The organism is uncultured Nostoc sp., from assembly GCF_964245445.1.
Taxonomy (GTDB): Bacteria; Cyanobacteriota; Cyanobacteriia; order Cyanobacteriales; family Nostocaceae; genus Nostoc.
Window position 1 is genome coordinate 1 of record NZ_CAXTNE010000174.1, and the last position, 17,125, is coordinate 17,125.

Annotated in this window: 18 protein-coding genes; 7 read left to right on the forward strand and 11 right to left on the reverse strand. The window is 42.5% G+C overall.

The window, feature by feature from the left end; all coding sequences use genetic code 11:
* Positions 1-1,740, forward strand: a 1,740-nt coding sequence (locus tag ACFE90_RS24490) for an alpha-mannosidase (protein WP_375505066.1), incomplete at its 5' end; no start/stop codon positions are given.
* Between the two features lie 60 nt (positions 1,741-1,800).
* Here ACFE90_RS24490 and psbN read toward each other — a convergent pair.
* Complete coding sequence (gene psbN, locus ACFE90_RS24495; RefSeq protein WP_109011889.1) at positions 1,801-1,932, reverse strand: photosystem II reaction center protein PsbN; 132 nt, start codon at positions 1,930-1,932, stop codon at positions 1,801-1,803.
* A gap of 85 nt (positions 1,933-2,017) precedes the next feature.
* Here psbN and psbH point away from each other — a divergent pair, with 85 nt between their 5' ends.
* The 3 genes from psbH (at position 2,018) to pth (ending at position 3,320) form a co-directional block, all read left to right on the forward strand.
* A complete protein-coding gene (gene psbH / locus ACFE90_RS24500; RefSeq protein ID WP_109011888.1) occupies positions 2,018-2,221 on the forward strand; it encodes a photosystem II reaction center phosphoprotein PsbH in 204 nt (67 codons plus the stop codon).
* Positions 2,222-2,372: 151 nt separating this feature from the next.
* The gene (locus ACFE90_RS24505) at positions 2,373-2,645 is read left to right on the forward strand and encodes a TatA/E family twin arginine-targeting protein translocase (RefSeq protein WP_229483440.1); all 273 of its coding nucleotides are present in this window, start codon (positions 2,373-2,375) and stop codon (positions 2,643-2,645) included.
* A gap of 33 nt (positions 2,646-2,678) precedes the next feature.
* Positions 2,679-3,320 (forward strand): aminoacyl-tRNA hydrolase, encoded by a 642-nt coding sequence (pth, locus tag ACFE90_RS24510; RefSeq protein WP_375505067.1) that lies wholly within the window; start codon positions 2,679-2,681, stop codon positions 3,318-3,320.
* Positions 3,321-3,684: 364 nt separating this feature from the next.
* Here the strand turns inward: pth and rpsU are convergent, their stop codons facing one another.
* The gene (gene rpsU, locus ACFE90_RS24515) at positions 3,685-3,864 is read right to left on the reverse strand and encodes a 30S ribosomal protein S21 (protein ID WP_069073049.1); all 180 of its coding nucleotides are present in this window, start codon (positions 3,862-3,864) and stop codon (positions 3,685-3,687) included.
* Positions 3,865-4,925: 1,061 nt separating this feature from the next.
* On the opposite strand from rpsU, the gene ACFE90_RS24520 reads away from it, so the two are divergent.
* Positions 4,926-5,768 (forward strand): SPFH domain-containing protein, encoded by an 843-nt coding sequence (locus tag ACFE90_RS24520; protein WP_375505068.1) that lies wholly within the window; start codon positions 4,926-4,928, stop codon positions 5,766-5,768.
* Here the strand turns inward: ACFE90_RS24520 and folP are convergent.
* Both folP and tpiA read right to left on the reverse strand, forming a co-directional pair.
* The gene (gene folP, locus ACFE90_RS24525) at positions 5,765-6,625 is read right to left on the reverse strand and encodes a dihydropteroate synthase (protein WP_375505069.1); all 861 of its coding nucleotides are present in this window, start codon (positions 6,623-6,625) and stop codon (positions 5,765-5,767) included. The genes ACFE90_RS24520 and folP overlap by 4 nt on opposite strands.
* 52 nt (positions 6,626-6,677) lie before the next feature.
* Positions 6,678-7,409 (reverse strand): triose-phosphate isomerase, encoded by a 732-nt coding sequence (gene tpiA, locus ACFE90_RS24530; protein ID WP_375505070.1) that lies wholly within the window; start codon positions 7,407-7,409, stop codon positions 6,678-6,680.
* Between the two features lie 247 nt (positions 7,410-7,656).
* Here tpiA and ACFE90_RS24535 point away from each other — a divergent pair, with 247 nt between their 5' ends.
* Complete coding sequence (locus tag ACFE90_RS24535; protein WP_375505071.1) at positions 7,657-9,138, forward strand: GTP-binding protein; 1,482 nt, start codon at positions 7,657-7,659, stop codon at positions 9,136-9,138.
* A 196-nt stretch (positions 9,139-9,334) separates the two neighbouring features.
* On the opposite strand, the gene ACFE90_RS24540 is transcribed toward ACFE90_RS24535, so the two are convergent.
* The 3 genes from ACFE90_RS24540 to ACFE90_RS24550 all read right to left on the reverse strand — a co-directional run bounded on the left by ACFE90_RS24540 (position 9,335) and on the right by ACFE90_RS24550 (position 11,328).
* Positions 9,335-9,673: a hypothetical protein gene (locus ACFE90_RS24540; RefSeq protein ID WP_375505072.1), complete on the reverse strand. Its 339-nt coding sequence runs from the start codon at positions 9,671-9,673 to the stop codon at positions 9,335-9,337.
* 62 nt (positions 9,674-9,735) lie between these two features.
* Positions 9,736-10,506, reverse strand: a complete 771-nt coding sequence (locus ACFE90_RS24545; RefSeq protein ID WP_375505073.1) for an SDR family NAD(P)-dependent oxidoreductase — start codon at positions 10,504-10,506, stop codon at positions 9,736-9,738.
* 333 nt (positions 10,507-10,839) lie between these two features.
* Positions 10,840-11,328 (reverse strand): hypothetical protein, encoded by a 489-nt coding sequence (locus tag ACFE90_RS24550; protein ID WP_375505074.1) that lies wholly within the window; start codon positions 11,326-11,328, stop codon positions 10,840-10,842.
* A gap of 163 nt (positions 11,329-11,491) precedes the next feature.
* Between ACFE90_RS24550 and ACFE90_RS24555 the strand changes: the two genes are divergently transcribed.
* The gene (locus ACFE90_RS24555) at positions 11,492-13,420 is read left to right on the forward strand and encodes a protein kinase (protein ID WP_375505075.1); all 1,929 of its coding nucleotides are present in this window, start codon (positions 11,492-11,494) and stop codon (positions 13,418-13,420) included.
* A 359-nt stretch (positions 13,421-13,779) separates the two neighbouring features.
* Here the strand turns inward: ACFE90_RS24555 and ACFE90_RS24560 are convergent, their stop codons facing one another.
* The 4 genes from ACFE90_RS24560 to ndhL form a co-directional block, all read right to left on the reverse strand.
* Positions 13,780-14,439 carry a heterocyst differentiation related protein gene (locus ACFE90_RS24560; protein ID WP_375505076.1) on the reverse strand — a complete coding sequence of 220 codons (660 nt, stop codon included), beginning with the start codon at positions 14,437-14,439 and terminating at the stop codon, positions 13,780-13,782.
* A gap of 236 nt (positions 14,440-14,675) precedes the next feature.
* Positions 14,676-15,503 carry a tryptophan synthase subunit alpha gene (gene trpA, locus ACFE90_RS24565; RefSeq protein ID WP_375505077.1) on the reverse strand — a complete coding sequence of 276 codons (828 nt, stop codon included), beginning with the start codon at positions 15,501-15,503 and terminating at the stop codon, positions 14,676-14,678.
* Positions 15,504-15,661: 158 nt separating this feature from the next.
* Complete coding sequence (locus ACFE90_RS24570) at positions 15,662-15,973, reverse strand: DUF3007 family protein (protein WP_322650271.1); 312 nt, start codon at positions 15,971-15,973, stop codon at positions 15,662-15,664.
* 24 nt (positions 15,974-15,997) lie between these two features.
* Positions 15,998-16,210 (reverse strand): NAD(P)H-quinone oxidoreductase subunit L, encoded by a 213-nt coding sequence (ndhL, locus tag ACFE90_RS24575; protein ID WP_100900242.1) that lies wholly within the window; start codon positions 16,208-16,210, stop codon positions 15,998-16,000.
* Between the last annotated feature and the right edge of the window lie 915 nt (positions 16,211-17,125).

Sequence of the window (17,125 nt, forward strand, 5' to 3'; positions counted from 1 at the left end):
CCCCCTCCCTTCCCCATCTGGAATGACGAACTATACTTAGAATTTCATCGCGGTTGCTACACTACACACGCAGATCAAAAACGTTGGAATCGTCGTTGTGAAAATTTATTGTATGAAGCTGAACTATTTGCTACTTTGGCAACTGTAAGCTGTGGTGTGACATATCCTAAAGCAGAAATCGAAGCAGCTTGGAAGCAGGTGTTATTTCAACAGTTTCACGATATTTTACCTGGGTCTTCAATTACCCAAGTTTACACAGATGCGTTGCCCCAATGGCAGCAAGTGGAACAAATAGGAACAAAGATATTACAAGAATCACTTTTAGCGATCGCATCTCACATTACCCTATTACAACCACCAAAACCCAATAGTTTGCCTATTTTCGTTTTCAATTCTCTGAATTGGCAACGCTCTGAGGTAGTCTCTGTAGCTTTACCCACGCCAGAGGAATGGCAGATTTATGATGCTTCTGGAAAGCAGGTTGTCTCCCAATTATCTGAACCATCAACACTACTATTTCTCGCCACCGAAATTCCACCCGTTGGCTACCGCATATTTTGGCTTTCCCTCTCATCTCCCTCACTCCCGATTCCCCACTCCCCACTCCTCCCAGACTGGATTTTAGAAAATGAATTCCTACGAGTTGTCATAGATCCTGATACTGGAGATTTATCAAGTGTTTTTGATAAAACGTATCAACGAGAGGTTTTGAGTGGGGCGGGGAATCAACTACAAGCTTTTAAAGACAGTGGTCAATATTGGGATGCTTGGAATATAGACCCCAATTACGCTCAACATCCCTTACCCTCAACAAATCTTCTATCTATTCAGTGGGTAGAACAAGGCCCAGTGCAAAGTCGTGTGCGCGTGGTGCGTCAGTTAGGTGAATCGGAATTTTGCCAAGACTATATTCTGCCAGCTAGTTCACCTCTGCTGAAAATAGCTACTACTGTCAACTGGCAAGAAAATCATGTATTAGTGAAAGCTGCTTTTCCTTTGAATATTGAAGCAGACTTTGCTACATACGAAATTCCCTCTGGTGCAATTCGCCGTCCAACTAAACCACAAACCCCCGCAGAACAGGCAAAATGGGAAGTTCCCGCCTTGCGTTGGGCTGATTTGACAGGAGAAACACAGGAGGGTATTTACGGAGTTAGTTTGCTGAATGATTGTAAATACGGTTACGACAGCAAACCAGATCAACTCCGCTTAACACTCCTACGCAGTCCTAATTGGCCAGACTCAGAGGCTGACAAAGGTTTTCACGAGTTCACATATAGCTTGTATCCTCATGCTAGTAGCTGGGAATCAGCCCATACAGTACGGCGTGGCTATGAATTGAATATACCCTTACAAGTGATATTGAATCCACTCACAACTCACAACTGCCTCAACCATAGCTATCCGTTAACAGCATTGGCTCAACGCCCCGCTACTACTAACCGCACTATTGAAAGAGTGAGTTTCCTCGATTTATCATCTGAAAATTTAATCTTGATGGCCTTCAAGCCATCAGAGGATGACCCACAGCAGTTAATTCTGCGGTGTTATGAGTGTCACGGAGAAACAGCTGAGTTATCTTGGCAAAGTGATTTAGGGTTAAATCTAGGAGATACAGTAGATTTATTAGAGCGTTTCTCTACTACTGAATTCTCATCTGGGCAACAAATCTTGACGATACAGCCTTGGAAAATCGCCAGTTTTAAGGTGATACCAGCGATTAATCCCAGGCTGGAGTAAACCACTAGTGCTATGTCAGTGGTCAGTTGTGATTTTCCACAGACCATTGACAAATGACTTTTAGTCTTCGTGATCGTCAAACGGATCGTTCAATTGCTTGCTAGGAGGGCCAAAGGAGGTATAAATCGAAATTCCGGTGATGGCAATTACCACGGCAGCCACAGAAATGCTAAGAACTATTGCAGGTTCCATAATTGAGGAATAGATGATGAGTGCTATTCTTATAGAATATTACAGAAGATTAAAAAAAGCTTTGGCAAGTAATATTAGGTGAACTATGGCACAAAGGACTAGGTTGGGAGATATCCTAAAACCACTGAACTCTGAGTATGGGAAAGTGGCTCCAGGTTGGGGTACTACCCCTGTAATGGCTGTTTTTATTTTGCTATTTTTCGTGTTTCTGCTAATTATTCTGCAACTTTACAATAGAACACTGTTGGTTGAGGACGTAGTAGTCGATTGGCGGAGTTTAGGGCGCTAAAGGATACACCGCTATCAAGTTTGGATAACAAGTTAAGTTGCACCCGGTTCTTCCGGGTTTTTTTGTCAAAGCTCAGTGCATACTAACCATTGAGTAGACTAAATAATATGTGAGTTTCTGTAGTGGTTCATATAATTTACAGGAGACAAAAATGAATATATTTGGTATCGGTCTGCCGGAAATGGCTGTAATTATGGTAGTAGCATTGTTAATCTTTGGCCCCAAGAAGCTACCAGAGATTGGTCGGAGTGTGGGCAAAACAATTCGTAGTTTCCAAGAAGCTTCTAAGGATTTTCAAAACGAGTTTCAAAAAGAAGCAGAACAGTTAGAAGAAGTTGTCAAGACTACTGCTGAATTGGAACCTAAGCAAATCTACCCTGCTAAATCTGAGCAGGATACCACTAGTTCTTCCCAACCTAGTTAGGAGAGTGCTAGATATCAATTGACTGTAGGCAAAATGACAGAAGCTGTTACGCAATCAGCTTTGGTGATTCCCCAGCTAATTGTCGGGTTGGGGAATCCAGAAAGCAAGTACGACCAAACACGCCATAATATCGGCTTTGCTGCTGTAGAAACTCTCTCCCGTTCTTGGCGCATTCCCTTAGCAGAAAACCGCAAATTTCAGGGTGAGTATGGCGAGGGTATGGCCGCAGGTGGAGGTAAGATTCGCTTGCTAAAGCCGTTAACTTATATGAATCGCTCAGGACAAGCAATACAAGCGGTAATTAGTTGGTATAAATTGCCGCCTGAATCAGTGCTGGTGATTTATGACGATATGGATTTGCCTTTGGGAAAAACTCGTCTGCGGTTATCTGGTTCGGCTGGGGGACATAACGGCATGAAAAGTGCGATCGCACATCTTAGTACCCAAAACTTTCCCCGTTTGCGAATCGGTATTGGTAAACCCAAAGGTACAGCTAACAAGGATGATTCTGATGCTGTTTCTCATGTGCTGGGGCGATTTTCGGCAGCAGAAAATCAGCAGATGTCTTTTGTACTTCAGTTTGTGGTTGAGTGTATTGAACTAAGCCTCAATTCGGGAGTAGAAAAGGCGATGAATGTTTGTAATAGCCGCACCATTAATAATTCTGAGTTTTAGGGTTGGATGAATACTACCTTGCAAGTTTGACAAAGGCGCTTATTTTGGTTGCTGGGCAGCGATAATAGCTTTGTTCCATCCAACTGAAATAAACCCCTTAACGCCTTCTGTACATAGAAGAAGTGACTCATCTACACCCTCATTTGGGGTACGGCATAGTTTGCTTAATTTTTGTAAGAATAATCGCGATGTCTACGACGGGCTAGTACAGCGCGGCGTAAATAAACCATTCATTGCAAATCAACAAAACTCTTATGCTGTATTCATTTTGACTTTTGACTTCCGCCTTGCGGTACTAGGACTACGTGCTATTGCCTCTTTTAGGTCATAACCTCAAGCAACGCCCGTACCACACCAAATAAGTTTATTTAAAACGTCTTGTGCGTCTAGCTGCCACTGCCTTACGTTTGCGTTTTTCAATCGGTGTTTCAAAGTGCCGATGATATTTCACATCAGCTAATATCCCAGCTTTGGAAACCTGACGTTTAAACCGACGCAAAGCTGAGTCTATTCCTTCGTTCTCTCCTAGAACCACCTGGGTCATTCTTGCCTGTTCCTCATCATCAATAGTTTCCATTCTAATATTACCCTCAACCTTAGTAAAACCCCCTTGAGCTAAAGTCATGATTAAGAGGCTATTCGTCCGGTTGAGGCGGGTTACGTGTGCTTCTGCATCGTGAAATCGGTACTTAACTAAATGTTAATCTAAGTGCCCTAATGCACTCTCAGAAGTAATAGAGAAGATGGGAAAATTATAATGCTAAATTTTTATGGCTGTACTAAGAACTGGGGAATAATGTAGCATTAGCTACTAATAAATATGGTAAAATATGATTATATGTACAGATTTTAAAAGTTGATTCTGCTTTAATTAAACAATTTATATCAAGCTACTAATGCGGTCAAAGCAATAAATAAATTTTCTAGAATAATTGATCTGAAAATTACTCTACCACTGAATCAAACTAGTACTATGCCAATCCCTAACAAAACCCATCCAAAATTACTAGCTTCCCTACGAAAAAGCACTAATGTAAACACACCTGCCATAATAGCTAATACATAAACATTAGCTGGTAATCTGCTGGAAAAAAGTATATAGTAATCGCTAAAAAATATGATGTTTTGATCAAAAAAGTATAAGCCTATAAAAAGTAAAATTAAACATATAAGTCTGATTAACAGCCTGCCTATAATATTTTTATATTTTTAATGGCTGAAGCCAATTTTAATCAGATTATACTAAAGTTTTTAAAATTATAATAAATTTTACTATAATCTAATTCATCTATGTGAATATACTGAATTATAGCCCAAGCTGTTTGAAGATGTCAGTACAAGTAATCTTGATTAGATAAAGTAATCCTTGCCAGCGTTTTATCAAGGTGCTTTAATAGCGATGTCTGACGACAAGAAGCAGAGCTTCTACGCATTCTGCAAAACAGCCTACTTACAGAATATGTACAAGACGCGCAGCGACTCGACATCAGACATCGCTGCTACTGTTCATAAAATTACAGACTCAAAACATTAAACTCAAAGATATGACAAGCTATTAGCATATCTTTGACACTAAATTCTCCCAAAAGGTGAATCGGAGTATATATGGAGCCAATCATTTTTATAGTTTTAGTGCTTATAGGTTATGCCTTAGGTTCTGCAAAACTGATTAATCAAGGTAATGAAGCCCTAGTCGAACGCCTGGGGCAGTATCATCGGAAACTTAAACCTGGGCTGAACTTTATTGTTCCCTTGGTAGATCAGATTGTGATGGAAGATACCATGCGAGAGCAAATTTTAGACATCAAGCCTCAGAATGTGATCACCCAAGATAATATTTCTGTGGAAGTGGACGCTATTCTGTACTGGCGCATTAGAGATATTGTAAAAAGCTTTTACGAAATTGAGGATCTGCAAGGGGCACTGACACAGGTGACTACAACCACGCTCCGGGAAATCATTGCCCAGAACACTCTGGAGCAGACCAATGTCTCCAGAGTGGAGATGCACTCAACTCTTTTATTCGAGTTGAATAGTGTAACGGCAGATTGGGGAGTTGAGATTCTTCGGTTAGACCTTCAAAGAATTACCCTACCTGAGAGTGTACGAAGGTCGAGGGAAGAGGAGCAAGCCGCTGTTATCAAAAAACGGGCGTTGATTACCGAAGCAGAAGGGGAAAAGGAAGCTGCCATTAAAAAAGCAGAAGGAACTATGGCTTCAGTGCAAATTATTTCTCAAGCTCTCCGTTCCAATCCAGATAGTAGGGACATTCTGCGGTATCTTGTAGCTCAAGATTACGTAGATGCTAGCCAAAAACTTGGTGAGAGCAGTAATGCCAAAATTGTCTTTGTAGACCCAGCTAACTCAAGTGAAATGTTTCAGGAGTTGATAGCCCACCCAGAAAATCTAGAAGGTAACGGCAAAAAACACGAAAACGGTAATACCTAACAGTCACGCTGTGCGGCTTGTCTCAGTAGGGCATCGGCTACTAGTGAAACATCGCGCATTTCTTGAACATCGTGAACTCGGAGGATATCAGCGCCATTAAAAATAGCAGCACAACAAGCTGCTGCCGTTCCCCAAACTCGTGCTTTGGGATCTGGTTGATTTAAAATGCGACCAATGAAAGTTTTACGGGATGCTCCTATCAAGATAGGACAATTGAGTGTTGAGAGCGATCGCAAGCGGCGAAAAATTTCTAAATTTTGCTTATAGTTCTTAGCAAAGCCAATACCAGGATCAATAATAATTTTACTCCGGTCAATGCCCGCAGCAGTTGCTACCCCAATTTGCCGAGCCAAAAAACTATAAATTTCTCCGAGCAAATCTTGATAATCAGTCTGTTGCTGCATTGTCTGTGGTGTTCCCCGGATGTGCATTAAAATAATCGCCACACCTAACTCTGCAACTGTTGGTAACATTTCTGAGTCAAAAGTGCCGCCAGAAATATCATTAATAATATCGGCTCCAGCTTCTACAGATGCCTTGGCTACAGCAGCACGGGTGGTATCTACAGAAATCGGGACTGAAATTTCTGGTCTTAGCACCTGTAACACCGATAACACCCGGTCAAGTTCCTGTGCCAGAGTTATTTGCTTTGCCCCTGGTCGAGTTGATTGACCGCCCACATCGATAATGTCAGCACCAGCAGCCACCAGTGCTTGCGCCTGTACTAAAGCAGCAGAGGTAGTGTTAAACTCACCCCCATCACTAAAGCTATCAGGCGTTACATTCAAAATCCCCATTAAATAAGTGCGCTGTCCCCACTCAAAACAGCGTCCTCGAATTATCAAGTTGCTTCGCATAAATCTATATTAGGCATTCCCATGCAGAGCATGGGAACGAGAAGAAAGCACATCACACTGACTGAAAATTTACAATTCGAGCGAAACTCTCAGCTTCCAAACTTGCTCCTCCGACTAAAACACCATCAATTTCTGGTTGAGCCATAATCTCATCAATATTGTTCGGCTTAACTGAGCCACCATATTGAATTGATACATTTGGATTACTCAACTGGCTACGAATTAAGCCAATTATCCGATTCGCCTCCGTTACTTCACAAGTGTCACCAGTACCAATCGCCCAAATCGGTTCGTAGGCAATCACCAAATTATCCTGATCAATATCTACCAAGCCTTTGTCGAGTTGGAGAGAAATCAGTGATTCAGTTTCTCCTGCATCTCGTTGTTGTTTAGTTTCGCCAACACAGAGAATAGGGGTCAAACCAAACCTTTGAGCAGTTCGGAGGCGTAGATTAACGGTTGCGTCCGTTTCACAAAAGTATTGTCGTCGTTCGCTATGACCGACAATCACAAAGCGCACACCAAGTTCTGTCAGCATTGGGCCAGAAATCTCACCCGTATAGGCTCCATATTCTTCCCAGTGGACATTTTGTGCCCCCAGTTGGATGAGGCTACCGTGCAAACTCTTAGACAAAATACTTAAATCAGTGAACGGAGGGCACAATATCACTTCTCGCCCTTGGGGGGTTTCCTGTAAGTGGGGCAGAAATCCTTGTAAAAACTCCTGGGTCTCTGCCTGGGTTTTGTACATTTTCCAGTTGCCGGCAATAACGATTTTCCGCACAGTTAATTTAGTCCAGATCCTAACGAGTTATTTAGATGCATTTTTCAGTTTATGACTTTTTGTTAGTCATTAGTCATTAGTCATTGGTCATTGGTCGTTAGTCATTGGGCATGGGGCATTGGGGATTGGGCATACTTATTTCCCTTTGTCTCCTTTGTCTGCCTTATCTCCCCAAACCGCTCCTAAAAATAACTAGGATAGTAAACGGGGTATATCTAAAATCTAAAAACTAAAATCTAAAATTAATATGACTTCGACATTGCCCGTGCCTGAACCTCATCAAAGTGATTCCGCCAACACTGACGCAAATTCTCTCAGTTGGGAGGAAGAACTGGATAGTGCCATTTTCAGTTTTGAAGACATTCAGACGGAACTGAACTATAAACAAGCACAAACGGCGCTGCGAAACTTGGTAGCCAATCTCGATCTCACCCCCCAAGAAAAAATCGGATTCGAGACAGAAATTGCTGATTTGGAAACCATGCTGGGGAAGTTAGACCGTATGGTGGTGCAGATTGCTGCTTTTGGTATGGTGGGACGTGGTAAGTCTTCGCTACTCAATGCTTTGGTTGGGCAAACAGTATTTGAAACTGGGCCACTGCATGGTGTCACTCGTGCTGCACAAAGAGTTAATTGGAGTATTAGTGAGGAAGCGATTGGAGAAACTGAACGTGCTTTGCGAGTTACTCTCCCTGGTGTAGGTCAATCCCAGGTGGAATTAATTGACACTCCTGGGTTAGATGAGGTAGATGGTGCAACCCGCGCCGCCTTAGCTGAACAGATTGCAAAACTTGCGGATTTGATTCTGTTTGTGATATCTGGCGATATGACAAAGCTAGAATACGCCGCCCTTTCTCAGTTGCGGGAAGCAGGGAAACCAATCATTCTGGTGTTTAACAAAGTAGACCAGTATCCAGAAGCAGACCGGATGGCAATTTATTACAAAATCCGGGATGAAAGGGTGCGGGAATTGCTCACACCTTTGGAAATTGTCATGGCTGCGGCATCGCCATTGGTAAAGACGGCGATTCGTCGCCCTGATGGCACTAGGGGCATACAGTTGCGTATAGGTAATGCCCAAGTTGAGGAACTCAAGCTGAAAATCCTGGAGATTCTGCACCGTGAGGGTAAAGCTTTGGTTGCCCTCAATACTATGCTTTATGCCGATATTGTAAATGAGCAGTTGATAGAACGGAAACTGATGATTCGGGAGGTGAATGCTAATGAGTTAATTTGGAAGGCTGTGATGACTAAAGCATTAGCGATCGCACTTAATCCCGTAACTGTGGTAGATATTCTGAGTAGTGTGGTAATTGATATTGCTCTGATTTTGGGTTTATCTAAACTCTATGGCTTCTCTATGACCGAAGCCGGGGCTGTACAATTGCTACAAAAAATTGCCCTGAGTATGGGCGGAATTGGTGCTAGTGAATTGTTAGCAAATTTGGGGTTGAGTGGATTAAAAACTTTACTTGGTATCTCTACAACAGCTACAGCTGGTGTTGCGCTGGGCCCTTATATATCGGTAGCAGTCACGCAAGCGGGAGTAGCTGGTGTTTCTTCTTACGGTATTGGACAAGTTACCAAAGTTTATTTAGCCAATGGTGCGACTTGGGGGCCTGATGGGCCAAAAGCAGTGATTAATCGTATTTTGGCAAACCTGGATGAGACTTCAATTCTCAACCGCATTAAAGATGAATTACTCCACAAGGTAAAATTCAGAAAGTAATGCATAAATGTGGAGTTAATAAAGATTTTATTAGCCAGTATTTGGCTACGGGCGGGCAAGATACCCACCCTAATTATGCAGAATTTTGACCTCACAACTCAGAACTCGAAATGTCAAGTTCTACACTCAAACTCCGAGCTTCTAAGCTCTAACTTTCAACCTTTTAAGCACAATTGCCGATAGATTTTTTTTACTATTAATGATTACGCTGCACTGTCTGAGATGTCATATTATCTGAAAAATAAGTTGCTGAAGATTGAGAGTTTTTTCCAGCCAAGATAGGCTCTCCCTTTACTCCTCCACGGGTGAGAGTACAAATCTTATAAAGGTTTTCGCACTCAAAGATTGCCATAACTAACTCTTTCCCTGTTTCATAAGATGATGGTAAAGGTTTACCTACCTCGCATTCCATATCAATTTCGTTATCACGCCACTGTAACTTCCAAATACGCTTTTCGGTTATTGGTGCTTTGACAGACCGAGCAAAAGCACTATACACCTGCTCTGCTTTAATATCATCCTTAGCTGCTGGCACAAAAAACTTCATAGACTTTGGTTACAAGTAACGTAAATTTCACTAGCACCAGCGTAACGCAGTTACCAAGGCAATCTACTCCCATCCCATGAGAAAAACTGTCCACTATCGCCTTCTTGAAGCTGTTCGATGACAGTCAGTAATTGGGTAACGGTGCGTTCCACTGAAAATAATTTTTCTGCAGGTACATTTCCCTGGAAAGGACGGGAAAGGTGCGTATCAGTTGTACCAGGATGCAATGTCACTATTAATGCTTTGGGACAACTTCTTTTATACTCAATTGCCGCAGTTCGCATCAACATATTGAGTGCTGCTTTAGAAGCACGATAGCCATACCATCCACCAAGTTGGTTATCGCCAATACTGCCTAATTTAGCAGAAATAGTGGCAAACACGTTGCGTTCTCCATGACGAAACAAAGGCAATAGATGTTTAGCCAGTAAGACAGCACCAATACTATTTATTTGAAAGTAGCGCAGCAAATTTTCTGAATTGATCTGTCTTAAGCTTTTTTCAGGTTGCAAAGTATCTTCATGCAATAGCCCTACACAGTTGACTACCAAATGCAGTTTGTCAACTTGGCTACGTATTTTTTTAACAGCTTCAACAATCTGCAATTCGTCAGTAATATCCATCTTTAAACAAATTAATCGCTCAAAATGTTCGCCTGTAAGAGCTATTAAATCGGAGGCCGATTCCGGTTGACGAGAAGTTGCATAAACTTTGGCTATTCTGTCATCTTGTAGCAATTTTTTTACAAAACCCAAACCAATACCTTGGCTGGCTCCCACAATCAATGCGTTAACGGGATTAATTTCATCAATAAAAGACATATCAACTTATGATTTTGCAATAGTTAAACTTAATATAGCGGTTATCAATTAAGTAGAACCCCACCCCCAAACCCTTCCGCGCTCTTCGAGAGCTTGCTTTGATGTAACTAATTTGATTAGGAAAAACTATAAAAATTAAGATAATATTGGGTTTTGGTTGGCTCTACTCTGGGGTCTTTGAGATCCGCAAAATGCCCGACTAGATTCTGTTTAATACTGCCAATGTCTGCCACTTGTAGTTAGATTTCTTTGACAGTAAAATTTCTCGGAACATCACTTCCCACATTCCAGATAGGAATCCCCATCCGCCTATGCGGTGGGGAGTATCAATTGTTAATCCTCTGGCAATTTAGCAAACGCCTCCTCAACCAACTCCTTGGCCTTAGCATCCAAACGCAGCCAATCTACTTCACCGAGTTCATCGATTAAACTAGTATCAATATCAGCAACTTCCTTCTCTGGGGTGTATTCAATAAAACACACTTCGTAACACAGTTCCCACAAATCGATACTTGCTTCTTGCTGTTGACGCTGTAAACGTAGATGATATCCTGGATGGGGCATCGGCAGACGAGCCAGAGTCTCTTTGATTTCATCTGCTTCTTGGGGTGTTGCAGTTTCCATTGCTTGCAACAACTCAGTCACCAATGCTTTGATTTCATCAGTGGTGCTAGGCGGCCAAATCAGGACATCGTGGTAAGTTCCCGTCCAGGAAGATTCATCAAGCTGCTTGCGGATATTGTCGATAACGCGAATGAAAGCAGGTTGCATGAGGATTTCAGCCTGCTGCCATGCAACTGAGTTTGTTATTTTAGGTGGCATTGGTAGTAAACAGGGGCACTAAAAGAAAAATAAACAGTCTGCGTTTATTAAAAAGCTGCGTTTTTAATCTAAATCTTTTCTCAAGATAGCGGATTTCATTGAAGAAAATTTGGAGATATTTATTACCAGCTGGAAAATTAGGTAATAACTCTGGGGAGTGAACATGATAGGCAAGCTACTAGACCATCGTTACCAAGTAATTCGAGTCCTCGCAATGGGAGGATTTGGTCAAACCTATATTGCCCAAGATACTAGGCGGCCCGGCAATCCCCTCTGCGTTGTCAAGCACCTCAAACCCGGAACTGACCCCAGAGTTTTTGATACTGCTAAACGCCTGTTCAATAGCGAAGCCGAAACTTTAGAAAAACTGGGCAATCATGACCAAATACCCAGGCTGCTGGCGTACTTTGACGAAAACCAAGAATTTTATTTAGTACAAGAATATATTGAAGGACATACCCTAGCGGAGGAACTTATACCTGGTAAGCGCTGGAGTGAAAGCCAAGTAATTCAACTATTACAAGAAGTTCTGGAAATTCTCGAATTCGTCCACCGCCAAGGCGTGATTCACCGCGATATCAAACCAGATAATATCATCCGTCGCGCTTCAGATAATAAGTTAGTTTTAGTGGACTTTGGGGCAGTGAAACAACTGCGTACACAACTGGTAACAGCAGGTGGACAACCCTCTGCTACAGTAGTTATTGGCACTCCTGGCTATATGCCTACTGAACAAGGGCAAGGTAAACCCCGTCCCAACAGCGATATCTATTCCCTCGGCATTATCGCCATTCAAGCACTAACAGGATTATCGCCAACAGAATTGCAAGAAGACCCAGAAACGGGAGAAATCATCTGGCGTCATTCAGTAACCGTGAACCATCGACTAGCGGCAGTGTTGACCAAGATGGTGCGTTATCACTTTAAAGACCGCTACCTAAACGCTACGCAAGCACTGCAAGCATGTAAAGAGGCGATTAATCCTGTACCTACACTTTCCACACCTCAAGAATCTGCCAAAAATTCCAGTTACCAAACAGCTAAATCCCAACCTCAAGTATCTCGGCTGCAAACTGTTGCAGTTGCACCAGCAAATCCTGTCCCCGCTAAACCTGCGCGTAAAGACTCTGACAAATCTGACCCATGGCCAATATTAATTGGCATATTATTGGCAGGTGGTACGGCTGCTTTGGTAGCAAATATATCTCCAAATGTGAAAAATTTAGCTTTTAATCTTACAGGTAACGATACTGCCTTAGCAAACAAATGCTCGGCTATTGTCGCCAGAAATTCTAATATTCGTTCTGAACCTAGTTCGATAAATTCTGATAATGTTGTGCAAACAGTTGCTGATAACACCAGTTTAGAGGTGACTGGCAAACGGACAAAACGAGGTTGGATAGAAGTTAAACTTAACTCTGGTGATTTGGCTTGGGTACGCTCGAATGTGATAACCAATAATCAAGAATGGGGTTCTTGCCTGCATGAAAAAGGCATTGCAACTAGGATTGTAGATGATAGTAGCTTGATTGCGACTCGACCAACTCCCAAGGTAAAACCAAAATCTAGGGATGTAGTAACTCCATTACCAGAAAAGTTGAAGGGATCAACTGACGATGCTGGGAAAACAGAGCGATCGCAGCCTACTGATAACAGTACCAATATTATAGAACAAGCAAGACAGAAGTATGAATCGGGAGATATAGTTAGAGCGATCGCACTTTTAAAATCGGTTCCGGCAAATGCTGCTTCTGGTATCCAAGAGACGGGTAAAATGATTGCCCAGTGGCAGGAAGATTGGGCTAAGGCAGAGGCGTTATCTAATGAAATCAATAAAGCAATAGATGATGGTAAATGGGATAAAGTTTTAGATTATAGAAACCATCCAGAAAAGTTGCCTAATACTCAATATTGGCGAAACAGAATAGAACCATTATTTAAACAAGCAGCGGAGAATCTAGCAAAACAGGCACTAACTAAACTAGGAAATCAAGGTAATCAAAAGACTACCCAACAAAAACTTCCCAATACTAACCAACCTGTTACTACAGAGAGTCCTAATGCTACAGAAACTCCAAAAAGTGGCTTTTGAAAACTCTTTGCCTCGTTACCAGCCTCTTGTTGGTAATGCCTACAATAGGGGTTGCCGCCTTCTGAATTCGCGGCAGTAACCCAATAAAAAAGATTTCCAGGTAGAACCTGGAAACTAGATTTTAAATCGGTGTTTATGTGTGGTTTGATTTTCCCTACTAGTAAAGCGTGGCGTAAATTAAGCTACCATTTTAAAACTTGCAAAAGTCTTGATATACAAAACTTTTAACTTTTGACTTCCGCAAGGCGGTACTAATACAGCGTGGCATAAATCAAGCCACCATTTTAAAACTTGCAAAAGCTTTGATATACAAAACTTTTGACTTTTGACTTTTGACTTTTGACTTCCGCAAGGCGGTACTAGTGCATTTCGTCATATTCTGGGGCTTCAACTCGTCTTGCTTCCATCCGCGAAGCAGGCAGAAACTCAGCACGACGCACTGGAACCAAGGGTGGTGTATTTCCTTGGTAAGGGTGAATCACTTGTACAGTACGGGCTGGACGCTGCCGTGGTGAGAATAAAGCCAATACACCAGCGACGACAACACCACCACCAATAGTGAGAGTTGCGCCTCCCACAGCCCAAAGCACGGGTGAAGACCACCAAGAACTTTGAGGCTGGAGTGCTGTTACTTTTTGTTGGTTATACTGCTGGGCTTGTTGCCACTGCTGCTGAGTATTGAAATTTTGAACTTGACCTTGGAGCTGTTGATTTTGCAACTTCAACTGTTCATTATCGTTTTTTAAACGCTCCAACTGCATCTGCGTGTTCAGTTTCTCCATCTCCAGACGCTGATCAGTATTGGGAGCAGTCGATGGCTGAACCTGACCGGGATACATTGGTTGCCCATAAGGCCCATAAGGATACATTTGTGGCTGCATTCCTGGCGCTACTACAGTCCCTGGCATTTGCGGAGCAACAGCAAAAGGCTGTAGAGGGGTATTTGTTCCTTTGAGCAATACGAGAGCCGCCAGCCCAGCTACAGCAACCCCACCGATAAACGCCATACTCTCACTCATCGCCTTTGCTCCTCAATTGCGACCTAACTATAACTATTTGTGACTGACTCACTCTCACACTCATAAATTATGCCTACTTGACTTCACATAATACTCAAACTATAAGCGACCGGATCAGCTAGTTTTTTTACATCATGATATCTGATGTTAATATTCAAAACCATAACGGTCAAATTGTCTACCAAACAAGCATAGAAAAACTGCGCTGTTATACTTTTTTAATCTACTTTATTGGTCTAATCAAGAGGAGTATTTGTACTGGAGCTGGTGGTCTTGATGGCAGCCTTGAGACTTTGACAAAATTGGGCGATCGCATTTAGTCCCTGTTCTGGAGTACCTTCTGCTAAACGTTTCACAAAAGCGCTACCTACAATTGCCGCATCTGCGCCCCATTCCTTTACCTGAAGGGCTTGGGCAGCTTCGGAGATGCCAAAGCCTACACCAATGGGTTTATCAGTGACACTACGAATTTGTTTGAGTAAATCAGATACGCGGTTTTCCAGTTGCGATCGCACCCCTGTTACCCCTGTGACGCTGACTAAATAAATAAAACCAAGGGATGAATGAGCGATCGCTTCTATCCGTTGGGCAGAACTGGTGGGCGCTACCAACAAGATTACATCAATTCCCATCTCACTAGCTGGTTGGAGCAAGCTTGCTGCTTCCTCTAAGGGTAAGTCAGGTATTACCAATCCTGCGACCCCAGCAGCAGCAATTGAAGAGAGAAATTTGTCAATTCCCCGATGCAAAATCGAGTTGTAATAGATCAACAGGACAATAGGCGATCGCAATTTGGGAGTAATTCCTTGCAGCATTTCTAGCACTTGCTCTAATTTCGTACCCCTTTGTAAGGCGCGAGTAGCAGCAGCTTGAATTACAGGCCCATCAGCCAAAGGATCGGAATAAGGTATACCCAGTTCTATAATGTCGGCTCCACTACGATCTAGTACCTGCAAGGCTTTTGCTGTTGTTTCTAAATCTGGATCGCCAGCAGTAATAAACGGAATTAGAGCGCACTCACCATTTTGCCCAAGGGTTTCAAAGCAATCAGAAATCGCAGTCATTAGTCACTAGTACAGCACGGCGTAAATAAACATACCATTTCAAATGGTGCAAAAGCTTGGAATACAATTCTTTTGACTTTTGACTTTTGCCTTGCGGTATTGGTCGTTGATCATTTGTAACTAAACAAAGGACAAACAACAACTGACCAATGATAACTTTACACCTGAGATTGCTCTTCTTGTTCTATTTGGGCTTGAATTCGTGCTAGTTCTTCGGGAGTAAGCTCATCTAACCGCTTTTGCAGAAAGTCTTGCTCATACTGTTCCCGCTGTTGGTGGTAGGTCATTTTTTGTCCCACCGCGCGGAAAAAATAGGTGGCTAACCAGCCAACTAACCCACTGACTAGTAAGACTTGGCTCCATATACCAGCTTGCTGATTATCCAAACCGACTAGCTGCAATCCTATATAAGCCAAGCCGCCAGCAATAAAAACGCCCAAGCCAATTCCAATAGCGTCAATCCGTCGCATGAGAGTTATGACCTACCAATTTAGTTAAACTTCAATTTGTCGCCGTTGGGGTCGAAAATTTAGAAACGGCGATAGAACCAATAAACCCGGAAAGAAGAAGAACACCAAAAAGTACATAAAGGTGCGCTCGATGGAGGTAGCTACATACCAACGCTGCTTCAGATACAGCAAAATAGCAATTGGGATTACCAGAAGGTAAGCTCCAGCCAAAATCAGATACAGCAGGGCGACAATCATAAACTTTCAAGTCTTAAGCTTCTGTTTTCCATCATAGGCTGAAGAGCGAAACTGAGGAAAGTATAGTTATGACGCTTTTAAAGAAGAGGCGGGGGGCAGGGGGGGCTTGAGTGAGAACTTGCAATAAGTGTTTCCCCTTGTCTTCTTCCCCTTGCTTGCTGCTCCCTTGCCTCTTGGTCAACATAACTACCCCAGAATTCCTTGTCTATGTCCAGATTGATTAACAAAAGGTAGTATTATGCTAAGATAGCAAATCTGCCATAAAAAATGCTTTAGTAAGACAAGATGGAAAACTCATCCAGATTGATTACGAGGAAACAAGGAAAACTTGCAACTTTAGAAAGCGATCGCCCAATCTGGAAAAAATATTTTTAATCTAGTTGGACAAAAGACACAATTGATGGTGGAATAGATGAGGAGGTATTTGCTGCCTCTAAATAATAACTAGTTATACTAGTTGCAAAACACTTGCGGGGGTGTGGCGGAATGGTAGACGCTACGGACTTAGATAACTGAGCCTTGAAGGAGAAATCCCTCAAGTGGAAGCTCTCAAACTCAGGGAAACCTAAATCTGGTGACAGACATGGCAATCCTGAGCCAAGCCCAGAAATTTTAGATTTGCGATTTTAGATTTACCATTAGTCTTCAATCCAAAATTCAAAATTGAGGGAAGGTGCAGAGACCCGACGGGAGCTACCCTAACGTTAAGCCGAGGGTAAAGGGAGAGTCCAATTCTTAAAACCTGACTTTGCTAAAGCTATTAGGTAGCAGTGAAAACTGCGGGAGAATGAAAATCCGTTGACCGTAAAAGGTCGTGTGGGTTCAAGTCCCTCCACCCCCATTTGACACGCGAAAAGACTCTTATGAAACTATCCCACTAATAAAAAAGTATGGTAATCTACTTCTCAACAAGGA